Origin of the sequence: Undibacterium sp. Ji50W (genome assembly GCF_049340445.1) — a bacterium.
Lineage (GTDB): Bacteria > Pseudomonadota > Gammaproteobacteria > Burkholderiales > Burkholderiaceae_D > Undibacterium.
On record NZ_JBMPOX010000004.1, the window covers coordinates 223,955 to 238,942 of the forward strand.

The 14,988-nt window shown below is 51.9% G+C and carries 10 protein-coding genes; 8 read left to right on the forward strand and 2 right to left on the reverse strand.

Annotated features, from left to right (window positions below; all coding sequences use genetic code 11):
* Positions 1–41 precede the first annotated feature (41 nt).
* From ACO0K9_RS09550 to ACO0K9_RS09585, 8 genes are all read left to right on the forward strand, one after another.
* On the forward strand, positions 42–1,538 hold the full coding sequence (locus tag ACO0K9_RS09550; RefSeq protein WP_422984185.1) for a tetratricopeptide repeat protein: 1,497 nt from the start codon (positions 42–44) through the stop codon (positions 1,536–1,538).
* A gap of 333 nt (positions 1,539–1,871) precedes the next feature.
* Positions 1,872–3,155, forward strand: coding sequence for an O-acetylhomoserine aminocarboxypropyltransferase/cysteine synthase family protein (locus ACO0K9_RS09555; protein ID WP_422984187.1), 1,284 nt, complete (start codon positions 1,872–1,874; stop codon positions 3,153–3,155).
* Positions 3,156–3,644: 489 nt separating this feature from the next.
* Positions 3,645–4,163 (forward strand): rhodanese-like domain-containing protein, encoded by a 519-nt coding sequence (locus ACO0K9_RS09560; protein WP_422984189.1) that lies wholly within the window; start codon positions 3,645–3,647, stop codon positions 4,161–4,163.
* A 48-nt stretch (positions 4,164–4,211) separates the two neighbouring features.
* Positions 4,212–5,195: a serine O-acetyltransferase EpsC gene (gene epsC, locus ACO0K9_RS09565; protein ID WP_422984191.1), complete on the forward strand. Its 984-nt coding sequence runs from the start codon at positions 4,212–4,214 to the stop codon at positions 5,193–5,195.
* A gap of 131 nt (positions 5,196–5,326) precedes the next feature.
* Positions 5,327–6,256 (forward strand): family 2A encapsulin nanocompartment shell protein, encoded by a 930-nt coding sequence (locus ACO0K9_RS09570; RefSeq protein ID WP_422984193.1) that lies wholly within the window; start codon positions 5,327–5,329, stop codon positions 6,254–6,256.
* Positions 6,231–8,102, forward strand: coding sequence for a family 2A encapsulin nanocompartment cargo protein cysteine desulfurase (locus tag ACO0K9_RS09575; protein ID WP_422984195.1), 1,872 nt, complete (start codon positions 6,231–6,233; stop codon positions 8,100–8,102). The genes ACO0K9_RS09570 and ACO0K9_RS09575 overlap by 26 nt, the downstream gene beginning before the upstream one ends.
* A 23-nt stretch (positions 8,103–8,125) precedes the next feature.
* Positions 8,126–8,326: a hypothetical protein gene (locus ACO0K9_RS09580; protein WP_422984197.1), complete on the forward strand. Its 201-nt coding sequence runs from the start codon at positions 8,126–8,128 to the stop codon at positions 8,324–8,326.
* A gap of 542 nt (positions 8,327–8,868) precedes the next feature.
* Positions 8,869–9,759 carry a dienelactone hydrolase family protein gene (locus tag ACO0K9_RS09585; RefSeq protein WP_422984199.1) on the forward strand — a complete coding sequence of 297 codons (891 nt, stop codon included), beginning with the start codon at positions 8,869–8,871 and terminating at the stop codon, positions 9,757–9,759.
* A gap of 191 nt (positions 9,760–9,950) precedes the next feature.
* On the opposite strand, the gene ACO0K9_RS09590 is transcribed toward ACO0K9_RS09585, so the two are convergent.
* The gene (locus ACO0K9_RS09590) at positions 9,951–12,092 is read right to left on the reverse strand and encodes a beta-glucosidase family protein (RefSeq protein WP_422984201.1); all 2,142 of its coding nucleotides are present in this window, start codon (positions 12,090–12,092) and stop codon (positions 9,951–9,953) included.
* A 440-nt stretch (positions 12,093–12,532) separates the two neighbouring features.
* A complete protein-coding gene (locus ACO0K9_RS09595; RefSeq protein ID WP_422984203.1) occupies positions 12,533–14,923 on the reverse strand; it encodes a glycoside hydrolase family 95 protein in 2,391 nt (796 codons plus the stop codon).
* Positions 14,924–14,988 lie beyond the last annotated feature (65 nt).

The window sequence follows — 14,988 nt, forward strand, 5'->3', positions numbered from 1 at the left end:
ATGTGCACGGCATCTTTAACCAGCGTAACATCCAGGAATCTATGAAAATCACGATCAAATTGTGCTTGAGTGTGACCATGCTTGGCTTGTCGGGCTTGCCCATGGTGCATGCTCAGACGCAACAGACAGAGGCCACATTTGTTCCAGATACACCGATTACTGCAGTCACCATATTTGGTAGCCTGACCAAGCGCCCCGGTACAACAGTAAGGCGTCTTGATCGTAGTTCCGCAGGCTCTTGTGCTTTCAGTTTTACCTCTTATCAAGACGAGATCATCGATGATTATCTCGACCATTTTGAAGGTCGTGGCCGCAGTACCGACAATACCAATATGGGTATGGAGGCACCGCCAGGCCTGGGCGATCGCACCGAAGGTTTCCTCGACAGCAGTCCGTATGGCTCGGCAGCAGGGGGTGAGCGTCTGATTACTCCGGCAGAAGACAGCTCGCAGACCGGTGCGGGCTGTTCACAGGCGGATAGAAACTTTGCTGCAGGCCGCAATTATATTGCCCGCAAGGACAAGACCCTGGACCAGGCATTCGCCGCGTATGATGCCGGTGATTATGCCAAGGCACTGGAAGCTTTCAAGACTTCCTATTCCGCAATAGGCTACGACGAAGCAGCTGTGATGCTGGGGAATATGTATTTATATGGACAAGGTGCGCCGCGCGATACACGCCAGGCCATGATCTGGTATGACAAGCTGGCGGACGCTCGCTTTAATCCATCTCAATATAGTCCATTCGACCCCAAAGATCCGGAGCGGGCATCATTGCGTGTACAGGCACAGTTGCGGCTGGCACGCATCTATATGACGGGTTATGACGTGCCTAAAGATCCAGTCAAAGCCAGGTACTGGTATAAGGCTGCGGCTGAATTGAATTTTGTTCCGGCCCGTTATGTACTGGCACGTTTTTATCAGACCGGCTATGGCGGCAGCAAAGACATCCAGGAGGCAGTGAAGCTCTACACCAATGCGGCAGAATACGCCTACGTCCCGGCACAACTGTCCCTGGCCAATCTGTATTATTATGGCGATGAGGTCAAACAGGATTTGCCGAGAGCATTTGCCTGGTATCAGCAAGCGGCCAAACACAAGAAACCGCAGGCGCTGTATGCCCTGGCGCTGATGATTGATCAGGGGCAGGGCGTTGCCGCTGATCCGGCTAAAGCCCTGGCCTTTTACAAGGAGGCTGCGATTGCGGGGCATCCGGATGCACAAAATTCCCTGGCAACCTATTTTTATACCGGCCAGATTGTCAGCAAGGATCTGCGGATAGCACGTAACCTGTTTCAAAGCGCCGCCATGCAGAGCCAGCCGGATGCCATGGTGAATCTGGCGGCAATGTTACTCAAGGGTGAAGGTGCGGCAGCCGACAAACCCCGTAACAGTGATGAAGATACCGTCAAAGCCTATGTCTGGTTGAAACTGGCTGCCAAACTGGGCCGCGCACCGGCAGCAGTCGCGGCTGAGAAACTGGAAGCGCGTCTGTCGGATGCACAGAAAGCACAGGCACAGCGCATACTCAAACCCTGATATTCATTGGTTTGAAAGAGATTCGGTTTTTATGCGACATGGAGACTCCTCCCTCCATGTCGTGTATCCACGGCTTGTTGTTAACAAGCCGTTTTTTCTTTGCAAGGCATCTTATTCTTATTGATGAAGTCATTCCTGATCATTCCTGATCTCGGGTGTTATCGCATTTTCCAACTATGTAAAGCTGAAAAGCTTCCTTGTGATTTGCGGGCACAGTTTTTATGATCAGTGAACCGGTGGACTGCAACTTCTGTTTTAACTGTTATGGCCCACTGTACTCATTTCACATCTATTGTTGAAATAAGTGCTAACCATCACAATAAGGATAGATAGATGAAACTTGAGACTATAGCAGTTCATGGTGGCTATACGCCTGACCCGACCACGCGTGCCGTTGCTGTACCGATCTACCAGACGGTAGCCTATGCCTTTGATAATACCCAGCATGGCGCAGACCTGTTTGACCTGAAGGTACAGGGGAATATTTATTCGCGCATCATGAACCCCACCAACGATGTGCTGGAAAAAAGAGTGGCTGAACTGGAAGGCGGGATTGCCGGCCTGGCGCTGGCATCTGGGCAGGCGGCGATTACCTATGCCATACAAACCATCGCCGAGGCAGGTGACAATATCGTTTCTGCTTCCACCCTGTATGGTGGTACCTATAATCTGTTTGCCCATACTTTACCGCAATTTGGTATAGAGACACGTTTTGCCGATTACCGTGATCCTGAATCTTTTGCCAGCCTCATCGATGAAAAAACCAAGGCGGTATTTGTTGAATCCATAGGCAATCCCCTGGGCAATATCACCGATATCGAAGCGATTGCTGCGGTGGCACATCGCCACGGTGTTCCGCTGATTGTCGACAATACCGTGCCATCCCCTTATCTGTTGCGCCCTATCGAGTTTGGTGCTGATATCGTCGTGCATTCCCTGACCAAATATCTGGGCGGGCATGGCAATTCCATTGGTGGCATCATCGTCGATTCCGGCAAGTTCCCATGGGCTGAACATAAACAGCGTTTCAAACGTCTGAATGAACCCGATGTGTCTTACCACGGTGTGGTCTATACCGAAGCGCTGGGTCCGGCAGCCTATATCGGTCGTGCCCGTGTGGTGCCCCTGCGTAATACCGGTGCTGCGCTTTCACCTTTCAATGCCTTCCTGATTTTGCAGGGCATAGAAACCCTGGCCCTGCGCCTGGACAGGATCACAGACAACACCCTGAAGATTGCGCATTATCTGGACCAGCACGCCAAGGTCAAATGGGTCAACTATGCCGGATTGCCAGAGCACCGGGATCATGCGCTGGCGCAAAAATATCTGGGTGGAAAACCTTCAGGCATTCTGACTTTTGGTCTGGATGGTAGTCGCGATAGTGGTCGCGAAGCGGGTGGCCGCTTCCAGGATGCATTGCAGTTATTTACGCGTCTGGTGAATATTGGTGACGCCAAGTCGCTGGCTTGCCATCCAGCCAGCACCACGCACAGGCAGTTGAATCCGGACGAACTCGCAAAAGCCGGTGTGACTGAAGATACAGTCCGTCTGTCTATCGGGATTGAACATGTGGATGACCTGATCGCTGATCTGGAGCAGGCATTGGCCGCTGCCTGATCACCCTGACTAAACAGCTTTGCAGAACGTATACCTGATAACGACTACGTTCTGCTTGTTTAGCTGTTGTCATCGGCCGCTGATGCCGGCAGCAGCGGCAGTTTGAAGAAGAATTCGCTGCCTGCATCGATGCCTGATTCCAAACCGATGCTGCCACCTTCTACGCACGTAGTGGATACGCTCCCTGGTTTTCAGTGCCGGTGCCGCCACTGCAGGGGGCTTGATATCTGTTTTTCAGATAAATAACAACATTTTTATTCGTTTTACGCCTTAGATAAATTCGGTACATTGAAACTCTGTTACGAATCAAATTCGTTTTTGTTGTTAGAACCTGTTTACGATCTGTAGCGAGCGTCAGCGGTATCAGGGTAACAAAAGCGCAGCGCAAAAAGCGGAATGTACACTAGTACATGAGCATTTTGAGCAGCGCATGAGTCCCGATCACGTACGCGCTTAAGATCGCAAGCAGGTTCTTAGCCAGAGCATTCCATGACCGATTCTACATATGCATCTACCGAATTGCCGTCTGCCAGTCAGGCGGGTGAAACAAGGTCTTCTGGTAGCGAGGACCACGCCCTGGCCAATGCCAGGTCATCTGCACAGGCCGCAGGCCTGGCGTTTTCAGGCAGTCTTGCGCCGGCCGATGCCTGGCGTCTGCTACAGAGCGCCCAAGCCATTCTGGTGGATGTGCGAACGGCGGAAGAACGCAAGTTTGTCGGCTATGTGGCCGACGCCGTTCACGTGCCCTGGGCCACAGGCACAGCGCTGACCCGCAACCCAAGATTCGTCAAGGAACTGGAAGCCAAGGTCAAAGACAAGTCCAGGATCATCCTGCTGCTGTGTCGTAGCGGAAAACGTTCGACAGCTGCGGCTGAAGCCGCGGCCAAAGCAGGTTTCAGCAATATTTTCAATGTAGCAGAGGGCTTTGAAGGTGACTTGAATCCAGACCAGCAGCGCGGCCAGCTTGGCGGCTGGCGCTTTCACCAATTGCCGTGGATACAGGATTAAAGCGACGTCATCCGCTCCATTGTTACAAGAGAAGAAAGGTAAAAGCAGATGGTCAGCTACACAGAAGAGACAGTCACACAGCCAGTAACGCCGGTCAGGGATCAGCGTGCTTCACTGTTTGGCATAGAGCAGGTTGTCAATGAACTGGCGGCCGTCAGGCATGCATGGCGACGTCGTCAGCAACGTTCATCCGAACCGGGCGGGCGTGAATTGCCATCCCGCGATGCGCTGGCAAGAATCATTTCCGACCTGCGTGGTGCATTGTTCCCCATGCGCCTGGGGCCACCTGAGCTGCGTCAGGAAAGTGAAGATTTTTATGTCGGCCATACGCTGGACACGGTGCTACATTCGCTGCTGAGTCAGGTCCGGCTGGAACTCAGCTACACCTCGCGCTATTACGAGCAGGAAGATTTGCACATAGAAGACCGCGCCCTGCATATAGTACGCGAATTTTCGCGTGCATTGCCAGCGATTCGTTCACTGCTGGATAGTGATGTAATTTCTGCTTATCAGGGTGACCCGGCAGCACGTACCGTGGACGAGGTGCTGCTCTGCTATCCCGGTATTCTGGCTATGATACACCACCGCATAGCCCATCAGTTATACCAGTCCGGCGTGCCTTTGCTGGCACGCATCGTGGCAGAAATCGCCCATGCGCAAACCGGCATCGACATTCATCCCGGGGCCAGTATAGGAGCAGGTTTTTTCATCGACCATGGCACCGGAGTGGTGATAGGTGAAACCGCCATTATCGGCCAGCGAGTACGTATTTATCAGGCCGTGACCCTGGGTGCCAAGCGTTTTCCTACTGATGACGAAGGCAAGTTGCAAAAAGGCTTGCCACGGCACCCGGTGGTGGAAGATGACGTGGTCATTTATGCCGGTGCCACCGTACTGGGGCGAGTGACGCTGGGGCGTGGTGCCATTATCGGTGGCAATGTCTGGGTAACGAATGATGTGGCTGCCGGTTCCCATGTCAGCCAGGCCAGCCTGCGTCATGAACACGGAGCCATTCCTTCCCCTGCATTGTAGGCAGACCAGGCATATATAAACCTCGCAGATTTTTTTTACAACAGGCTTTGCCTGTTTTTGATGTGCATGAAATTTTTATTCTTGAAATTTTCAACTGTTCCGATCCACCGCATTTTTTTATGGAGTAAGCAATGACCGATGTGTCTTCCAGTAATTTCGCACTCAGTGATAACGCCGCCAGGCAGTTAGCGAATGCAACAAAAACCGTTCCTCAGTTATCCACCATTTCACCACGCTGGCTGGTGCATTTGCTGCAATGGCTGCCAGTAGAGGCAGGTATCTATCGCCTGAACAAAGTCAAAAATCCTAAAGATGTCAGGGTGGCCTGTTCCCAGCGTGACGAGTCCGAACTGCCACAGACCTTTGTGGATTATGATGAACAGCCGCGTGAATACTTCCTCAATGCGGTGGCAACTGTACTGGATGTGCATACCCGTATTTCTGATCTGTATAGCAGCCCGCATGACCAGATCAAGGAACAATTGCGCCTGACGGTAGAAACCATCAAGGAACGTCAGGAAAGCGAACTCATCAACAATCCCGACTATGGCCTGTTGGCGAATGTACATGATGAGCAACGTATTTCCACACTGACTGGTGCACCTACTCCCGATGATTTGGATGATCTGTTGACCAAAGTCTGGAAAGAGCCGGGCTTCTTCCTGGCCCATCCCCTGGCGATTGCTGCCTTTGGTCGTGAATGCACACGCCGTGGCGTGCCACCGCCAACGGTGAGTTTGTTTGGTTCCCAATTCCTGACCTGGCGCGGTGTGCCGCTGGTACCTTCAGACAAACTGCCTATCGAAGATGGCAAGACCAAGATCATCCTGTTGCGCGTAGGTGAAAAGCGTCAGGGCGTGGTCGGCCTGTTCCAGCCTGGTCTGGCTGGCGAACAAAGCCCCGGCCTGTCAGTACGCTTCATGGGCATAAACCGCAATGCCATCGCGTCGTATCTGATTTCCCTGTACTGCTCGCTGGCGGTCTTGACGGATGACGCGGTTGCTGTTCTGGATGACGTAGAGATCGGTAAGTACCATGACTATCCTGACACCTACAAGTAATACTGGCGCGGCAAATGCAGGTTTGCCGGATGAAGCCTTGCTGAATCGCATGGCGTCGGAGTTCTTTGCTCTGGTGCCGGGGGCGGCGCAAGCTGCGGCACAGTTCTTGCCGGGTTTTTCAGAAGCGGGCAGTGCACCTGTATCTGCTGCACCTGGTCGCGTATCGTCTGTCAGTGAATCCAGCAGCAATGCCGGTGCAGCGCATACGCAACCATCCATTTATGCGAGTGCCGTGCCACAGAACGGTGGCAGCAGTATTGCACCGTCACGTCCACAGGCCGGTGGTGCGCCTCTGGCAACACAGGCCACACAAGCTGTATCGACTACACCCTATTATTTTATTGGTGAAGACAATGGCTATCCATTGGCAGATGGCAGTCTGGATGGTCTCGCTGCGCAGGGCACAGGCAAGCAGTCGGATCAGACGCAGGCGCGCTCTTTTGGTTTGCCAGGGCAGGATCAGTTACAGCAACTGCTGGGAGAGTTGTATCCGGCCACCACCCAATCCGCCCCGGCAGCGGGCGCAGGGGCGGGTACAGATGCGCGTCCGGCGTATTATTTTCAACAGGGCGAGCAGGATTACTGGGATACCGCACCGCGGGCGGCCAACCCTGCACTGGCAGCACCATTTGATATCAATGCCGTGCGCCGGGATTTCCCCATCCTGGCAGAACGGGTGAATGGCAAACAACTGGTCTGGTTCGACAATGCGGCGACAACCCAGAAACCGCAATCGGTGATAGACAGGCTCAGCTATTTTTATCAGCATGAGAATTCCAACATCCACCGCGCAGCGCATGAACTGGCAGCGCGGGCGACTGATGCCTATGAAGGTGCACGCAGCAAGGTTGCCAAGTTTCTGGGAGCCGCATCGGTAGATGAAATCATCTTCGTGCGTGGCGCAACAGAAGCGATCAATCTGGTTGCCAATACCTTTGGTAAAAAGTTTATCGGTGCTGGCGATGAAATCATCGTGTCGCAGCTGGAACACCATGCCAATATCGTGCCATGGCAGCAACTGGCGGCAGAGAAGGGGGCTGTCATTCGCGTTATCCCTGTGGATGACAGTGGGCAGGTCATCCTGGACGAGTATCGCAAGCTGCTCAACAGCAAAACGCGACTGGTCGCGGTGACCCAGGTCTCGAATGCTTTGGGTACGATTACACCAGTGCAGGAAATTATTGCACTGGCGCATAGTGCCGGTGCCCGTGTATTGATCGATGGTGCACAGGCGGTGTCACATTTGCGTGTGAATGTGCAGGCGCTGGATGCCGATTTCTATGTGTTTTCAGGACACAAGGTATTCGGCCCTACCGGCATAGGCGTGGTGTATGGCAAGAAGGCATTGCTGGATCAGTTGCCGCCATGGCAGGGCGGCGGCAACATGATCGCTGACGTGACTTTCGAGCGTACTCAATATCAACCGGCACCAGCACGCTTTGAAGCCGGTACCGGCAATATTGCCGATGCAGTGGGTCTGGGGGCGGCGATTGATTATGTCGAACGCCTGGGTCTGGAAAATATCGCGCTGTATGAACATGCCTTGCTGGAATACGCAACGCATGGCTTGAAGAGCATACCCGGTGTACGCCTGATAGGCACAGCGCATGAAAAGGCCAGTGTGGCTTCCTTTGTGCTGGAAGGGTATCAGACCGAAGAAGTTGGCAAGGCACTCAATGAAGAGGGTATAGCTGTCCGCTCCGGCCATCATTGCGCGCAACCTATCTTGCGTCGCTTTGGTGTCGAGGCTACGGTACGTCCTTCTTTTGCGTTCTACAATACATGTGAAGAAATTGATCGCCTGCTGGCAGTGGTACGCCGCCTGGCAAATCAAAAAAGGAATTGAAGCAAGGCATTTACACGCTGGTCATGCCAGGCCTGCAAGCCTTGGTGTGCCAGCGTTTTTTTATCTACATCAGCATCAATATGTTTGCTGAAATCATGCACAGCACAGGCGAGAGCACCATCCATATCGACCAGATTCACCTTCTTTGGTGGCAGCAATCTGTTGTGGCCTGCTGTAATCCACTTGAAATGCAGCAGCGTCCTGCATATTCATATCTGAATTAATTCGCTTACTTTTTATCGTGCACACGGTATATTCAAGTTGTCTTTACCCCTAGAGGATTTTCAGGCTCGCGCAGTGTGGCGAGCCATTTTTTTTGAGAAAATTACCAAATCGCCAATCAGGATGATACAGCGAACAGTAGCCCCACTTTGCTTATCCTTGATCGTGAATGGGATACCAATCAGGTCGGGACATTCACCGCGTCTGTATCATGAAATGGCAAAGCTGATCCGGGTTTCTGGTCATGGATGGTTACACCGGGTATGTGTAGAGTGTGGCCTTGGTATTTTCCTGGCCTTGCGGCTGGAATACACATGGCCATGACATTGATCATGCACGCACCAGACGCGGCACCTTCATGGTTACGACTTTCGGCAAGCGGACCACTGCGATCATTAGTATTAGTGCAAGCGTCAAGAAACAGGACTATGATAAGGAAAGGGGCGGCTGGGGTGGCTGGTAGCCGTCAGTATTGCCAAAGCCTGTAGTGCCCGCCACGACAGCTACCGTCCGTTTAAATAAATTAAAGAATCAGGAGAATAAGATGACACGTCAGACAGCAAATGATTTTAAACCTGAAGTACTGCGTTTATTTGATCAGTATGTACATGGCGTTATTGATCGCCGTGCTTTCTTGCAGTCGGCCAGTAAATACGCTGTGGGTGTAGTGACTGCAGAGACTTTATTGCAACAGCTTAGCCCCAATTTCGCGCAGGCCCAGCAAGTACCAAAGACGGATGCACGCATACTGGCCAAGTATGTTGAATATCCTTCACCCCAGGGTTCTGGCAGCTTGCGTGGTTATCTGGTCACTCCCGCTGACATCAAGGGGAAATTGCCGACGGTGCTGGTGGTGCACGAAAACCGGGGCTTGAACCCACATATAGAGGATATAGCGCGACGCCTGGCGCTGGATGGTTTTATTGCCTTTGCCCCGGATGCGCTGGCGGCGCTGGGCGGCTACCCTGGTGATGAAGACAAGGCCCGTGAACTGTTTCCCAAACTGGATCAGAACAAGATACGTGCAGACTTTATTGAGGCCGCTGCGATACTGAAAAAACTACCAGAAGGCAACGGTAAGGTAGGCGTGGTCGGATTCTGTTTTGGTGGCGGCATAGCCAATTTCCTGGCGACCAGAATCCCCGACCTGGCTGCTGCCGTGCCTTACTACGGCGGTCAGCCAGGTGAAGAAGATGCTGCAAAAATCAAGGCACCACTCTTGATACATTATGCCGGTACGGATGAACGCATCAATGCCGGATGGCCCAAATATGAAGCCGCGCTGATCAAGGCAGGTGTCAAATACCAGGCGTATGTCTACGCCGGTGTGCAGCATGGATTCAACAATGACACGACACCACGTTATGACCAGGCAGCCGCAACATTGTCCTGGCAGCGCACAGTAGAATTTTTTAAAACCAATCTGCGGGCCTGACATTGCAAGCCATTCTTCATGACTTCATTCGGATAAGTCATGAAGAACACTGCACAATAATTTTGCTTTCAGCTACAACAGTTGGGCATGCACGTGGCGCAATAAAACTTTTGACTCTGGAATTCTGCATTTCAGTCCAAACACACTGAAATGCGGTTTCCCGTCTGAAATTTATGAGACTGCTAAAAATGCTATTTTATTTTTTTGCCCAACACGTTTAAGCTGCTGGCCGGTAAATTGACAGTGGTGCTGACAGCATCATTGTCACCGGCGCTGCGTGCGAGGATGACTTTATATGCTGCTGCATTGATCTGCCAGGTTTTTGTTTTGCTGTCGTACATACCCAGCAAACGCGGATCGACGTTCAGGCTGACTGATTTGCTCTCGCCGGGAAGCAATTCAACTTTATCCCATGCAACCAGACGTTTTGGTGCCTCCCATTTGCCGGCAGTCGGCGAGACATATACTTGCGGCACATCCTTGCCAGTTACTTTGCCGGTGTTGGTAACCGTAAATTTAACTTGCACAGTATTGTTGATGTACTTGCTGCTAAAACCAGAATAAGCGAACTTTGTATACGATAAACCGTGACCGAAGGCGAATAAAGGTTTAAGTCCTTTTGCATCAAACCATTTATAGCCTATCGTTGCGCCCTCATGATAACTGACATCGAAACGCTGATCCGGTTTGGCTGGATCACCATCCAGAACTGGTCGGGGCAATTGGCTTGCTGATGCAGCGAAGCTTACCGGCAGATGACCAGACGGATTGACTTCGCCAACCAGTACGCGTGCAATTGCTTCGCCACCACTTGTGCCGGGATACCAGGCTTCCAGCACAGAAGCAACCTGATTAATCCATGGCATCGTGACAGGTCCACCGGTTTCCAGTACGACCACGGTTTTTTTATTGGCAGCGGCAATTGCTGCAATCAAGGCATCCTGATTGGATGGAAGCGAGAGGGAGACAGCATCATTGGCTTCGCCTATCCATTGCGTTGCAAAGACAAGAACGATGTCTGATTGCGCGGCGAGGGCAGTTGCCGCTTTGATGTCTGTGCCAGCATCGTAGCTTATTTGCGCCTGCGGCATGTAACGCTGTATTGTCTTTAATGGTGATGAAGGGTGATAAACAACCGGTCCTGGCCAGGCAGCAGGCTCCAGGCCTTTGACTGCATTCCCACCAATTGGATATACCTGCGATGATCCCCCACCCGAAAGTACACCCACATCTGCGTGCGAGCCGATAATTGCTATCTTTTTCAAGTCCTTATGCAGGGGCAACACATTCGCATCATTTTTTAACAGAACCATGCCTTCTTCCGCACCGTTTTGGCTGACCAGTGCATGTGCGGCGAAATCAATGGCGTTGTCTTTGGGAACCGGATAATCGAACAGGCCTTTGTCAAACATGGTGCGCAGGATGCGTTTGAGCATGTTATCAAGACGTGCCTGGGGAACTGCGCCATTGGTCACAGCCTCTTTTAAGGCACCGGAAAAATAGGGGCTGGCGTCAAATTCCCAGCCTGATTCCTGATCCAGGCCATTATTTGCCGCTGCCACTGTGCTGTGGGTTGCGCCCCAATCGGACATGACATAGCCACGATATCCCCAATCAGTTTTTAATACCTGGTTGAGCAAGTAATCATTTTCGCAGGCATAGACACCGTTCAAACGGTTATAGGAACACATGACAGAACCGGGGTCAGATTTTTCAATCGCAATTTGCATTGCCAATAAATCCGACATGCGGGCACTGGCATCATCGATCTTGGCATTGAGTGTGAAGCGCCCGGTTTCCTGACTATTGACTGCATAGTGTTTTAAAGTGGAAATGACATGATTGGATTGAATGCCGTTGATTTGTGCTGCAACAATTGTCCCAGCGAGTAAAGGGTCTTCGCCCGCATATTCAAAATTGCGGCCATTGCGTGGTTCACGCATGAGATTGACGCCACCCGCAAGCATGACGTTAAAACCTGACGCACGCGCTTCAGCGCCTATCATGGCACCGCTCTTAAAGGCCAGCTTTTGGTTCCAGCTTGCGGCAGTCGATATACCCGAAGGCAATGAAGTACGTTCACGTGCTGTTGGCCCGCTTCCCTGTGTCGCCACACCAACGCCTGCATCGGTTTCAAATTGCGCGGGAATTCCCAGACGCGGTACGCCTTCTACATAACCAGCCGAATGGGGTATTGCGGCAGGATGCATCTTCAAATTTTTCCAGGCAAGCTCTGAACCGAAATGGCCAAATACCAGTTTCAATTTTTCATCCTGCGTCATTTCTTTCAGCACCAAATCCGTACGCTGATCGGCAGTGAGAGATGTATTCATCCATGGCATGGAGGTCATTACCGTGTTTACTGGATGCAGATCTGCAGAATTTGCACATGCGCTTGCAGCGCACAGGATGCCAGCGATGGCAAGTACTGAAATTTTTAGCTTAAACATGGTTCCTACCTAGGTTGAGAAATAGTAGTTGAGTGGTTTATATAAGGTGTCAGCACCTGACATAATGGGTAAAAAAACTATGTAGGATTTACACAAAACCGCCCTGGCTGCGTTGCAGCTCCTGGCCGTATAAAACTGTCGTCGTCGCTGATGTCTTGCCAGTGCGATTTTGCGTAAGTCCTACTATTCTAATTTAATAAAATTTGAAATGGGAAGCTTTCCAATAATGCGAAGCACTTGTGTAAAATCAATTGTCTAGCTACCCCCTGACATAGCAAAGGCAGGATGTCCGTTTGCTTTAAAGTGTACAAGTCTTGTGTGTCTCAAAGGCTTCCTTCCAGATGTAGCGCTTCGCCGGGTTTAAGGTGTATGTCAATCACTTTGTCGGCATAGCGAACTTTTCCACCACCAGACCCTGCTACAGAGCGTATCGTTGCTGCACTGAGTTTGCCGTTCACCCAGGCGATATCAACTTCAAAGCCACCGCGTGCGCGCAAGCCTTTCACTGAACCTGTTGGCCATGAGGATGGCAGTGCCGGTAGCAGGTGAATTTCACCAGTTTGTGACTGCACCAGCATTTCACAAATGGCGGCAGTGGCACCGAAATTGCCATCGATCTGAAATGGTGGATGGGCGTCGAACATATTGGGGTAGGTACCCCCTGCGTTATTGCCCTCACTGCCAGTTCCAGCTTGCTGGGCCGCACGTGCGCCCGGTTTGGCGAGTTGGCCGCGCAGCATTTTATAAGCGTGATCACCGTCAAGCAGCCGGGCCCAGTAAGCCGTTTTCCAGGCCATAGACCAGCCCGTGCCGGCATCTCCACGGCCTTCAAGTGATTTGCGTGCTGCGCTGGCAAGTTCTGGCGTCTTCGTAGGGGAAATCTGGCGTCCCGGGAACAATGCAAACAAATGGGAAACATGGCGGTGGGTATCACCAACTGTATCCAACACGGGATCTTTCTTTTCATTTAACCATTCCAGCAGTTGCCCCCAACTGCCGATGCGTGGTGTAGCGAGTTTGTCCCGCATGGTTGCCAGTTGATTGCGAAACGCCTGATCGTTACCAAGTATGTCGGCTGCTTCAATGGTGTTGGTGAATAAATCCCAGATGATTTCCTGGTCGTAAGTGACACCATCTTCGATAGGGCCATGTTCCGGTGACCAGCCTTGCGGGGCAACCAGACGTCCATCTGGCAAGGTTTTCAAATGATCTTGCCAGAATGTGCAAACTTCTTTCATCATTGGGTAGGCGACCGTACGCAAGAAATTCAGGTCTTGCGTAAAAGCATAGTGCTCCCAGAAATGTTGCGCATACCAGGCATTGCCCGTCTTGTTCCATATGTAGCCAGTGGCACCAAATGGATTGGATTCTGTACGCACAGCCCAGCCACGCACAGGTTTTTTGTCTTTGGTGAGAAATGTTTCTTCAGGAGGATGGGATTTTCCACTGCTTTCAACTGGTCTCGATGTGGCAGGGTGCGCAATCGCATGCGCTGCGGTTGCAGAGACAAGCTGTCGGTAGACCGGTGTGACTCCCTGCACAAAGGAAAAGAAGGGTTGCGCCAGTTCATGCAGGTTGGCTGGTTCTGCTGGCCAGTAATTCATTTGGATGTTTATATTGGTGTGGTAATCCGAATTCCAGGGTGGGGTCAAACTATTGTTCCAGAGCCCCTGGAGATTGGCCGGCAGGGAGTCGCGTGAGCTGGAGATCAGCAGGTAGCGTCCGAATTGAAAAAACTGCGCTTCGAGCCCGGGGTCACCGCCTTCTGTCGTATAAGCCTCTATGCGTTTGTCAGTTGGCAGCGCGCGGCGTACTGGTGATGTTTCACCTAGATTGATGGTGACCCGGTCAAACAGTGCATGAAAATCATTTTGGTGCTCGGTACGGAGCGCAGTCACGGTACGGGCCGCAGCAGCACTCACCTGCGCCGTCACGCGTGGCAATGGATGTGGGCCCTGAAAGTTCTTTGTCGGATCAATGATGTAACTCGTACCTGCACCAAGGATAAGGGTAAGCGAATCGCAGTTGGTGAAGTTGATTTGATTATCATTGATGACGACAGTGCCACCTTCATTCAAGACTTGAACCTGACTCACATAATCCATGACATTGCCGGACTGTGGTGGCGGTGTTGACTGGCTATTTTTACGTTGTTGAGGCAGTACATAGCCCGCCAGCGATCCACTGGCGTAGATACGGTTGCCCGAGGCTGAAATACGGGCGTCATGCATGTCAGTGACTGCTATCGATCCTGTGTATTGACCCGGTTTGTCGGCGGTGAGTCGCACGACAATGACTTGTGCCGGATAACTGGCAAAAGCATCACGGTGAAATCTGACGCCATCGTGGGTGTAAGTGACGCTGTGCACACCTTGTTTAAGATTGAGCTCGCGCACGTAGTTGCTGCTTGCCTTGTCATGATCAGGCAGATTAATGTAGACGTCGCCAAATGCCTGATAGGCACCCATGAGTTTGCTGTCGCCGGTCCAGAGCGTAATGTCGTTGAATTGAATATGCTCGCGCGCGAGTTGACCGAAAATCATGGCACCAAGACGTCCATTACCAATGGGAAGCGCCTCGCGTTCCCACCCTTGTGGCGTGTCAGGAGCTGGTGCAAGGTAACGCAATGTCAGATCGTTGGCAGTGCTGGCCCTGGCCACGATGGTGACAAACAAAAGTGTGAGCAACAATACACAGCGCGACAGGATAGTCATATAGAGTAAATACACCGAAAAATTGTAGAATACTTGCGATTGCCTGTTGCTCAAGGCCTGCCTGC

Bases quoted from the DNA above. Each gene is read 5' to 3' on its own strand.
- ACO0K9_RS09590 (WP_422984201.1), bottom strand. From the start codon at position 12,092: ATGAATACATCTCTCACTGCCGATCAGCGTACGGATTTGGTGCTGAAA.
- ACO0K9_RS09575 (WP_422984195.1), top strand. From the start codon at position 6,231: ATGACTATCCTGACACCTACAAGTAATACTGGCGCGGCAAATGCAGGT.
- ACO0K9_RS09585 (WP_422984199.1), top strand. From the start codon at position 8,869: ATGACACGTCAGACAGCAAATGATTTTAAACCTGAAGTACTGCGTTTA.
- ACO0K9_RS09555 (WP_422984187.1), top strand. From the start codon at position 1,872: ATGAAACTTGAGACTATAGCAGTTCATGGTGGCTATACGCCTGACCCG.
- ACO0K9_RS09550 (WP_422984185.1), top strand. From the start codon at position 42: ATGAAAATCACGATCAAATTGTGCTTGAGTGTGACCATGCTTGGCTTG.
- ACO0K9_RS09580 (WP_422984197.1), top strand. From the start codon at position 8,126: ATGCCAGGCCTGCAAGCCTTGGTGTGCCAGCGTTTTTTTATCTACATC.
- ACO0K9_RS09570 (WP_422984193.1), top strand. From the start codon at position 5,327: ATGACCGATGTGTCTTCCAGTAATTTCGCACTCAGTGATAACGCCGCC.
- ACO0K9_RS09595 (WP_422984203.1), bottom strand. From the start codon at position 14,923: ATGACTATCCTGTCGCGCTGTGTATTGTTGCTCACACTTTTGTTTGTC.
- ACO0K9_RS09560 (WP_422984189.1), top strand. From the start codon at position 3,645: ATGACCGATTCTACATATGCATCTACCGAATTGCCGTCTGCCAGTCAG.
- epsC (WP_422984191.1), top strand. From the start codon at position 4,212: ATGGTCAGCTACACAGAAGAGACAGTCACACAGCCAGTAACGCCGGTC.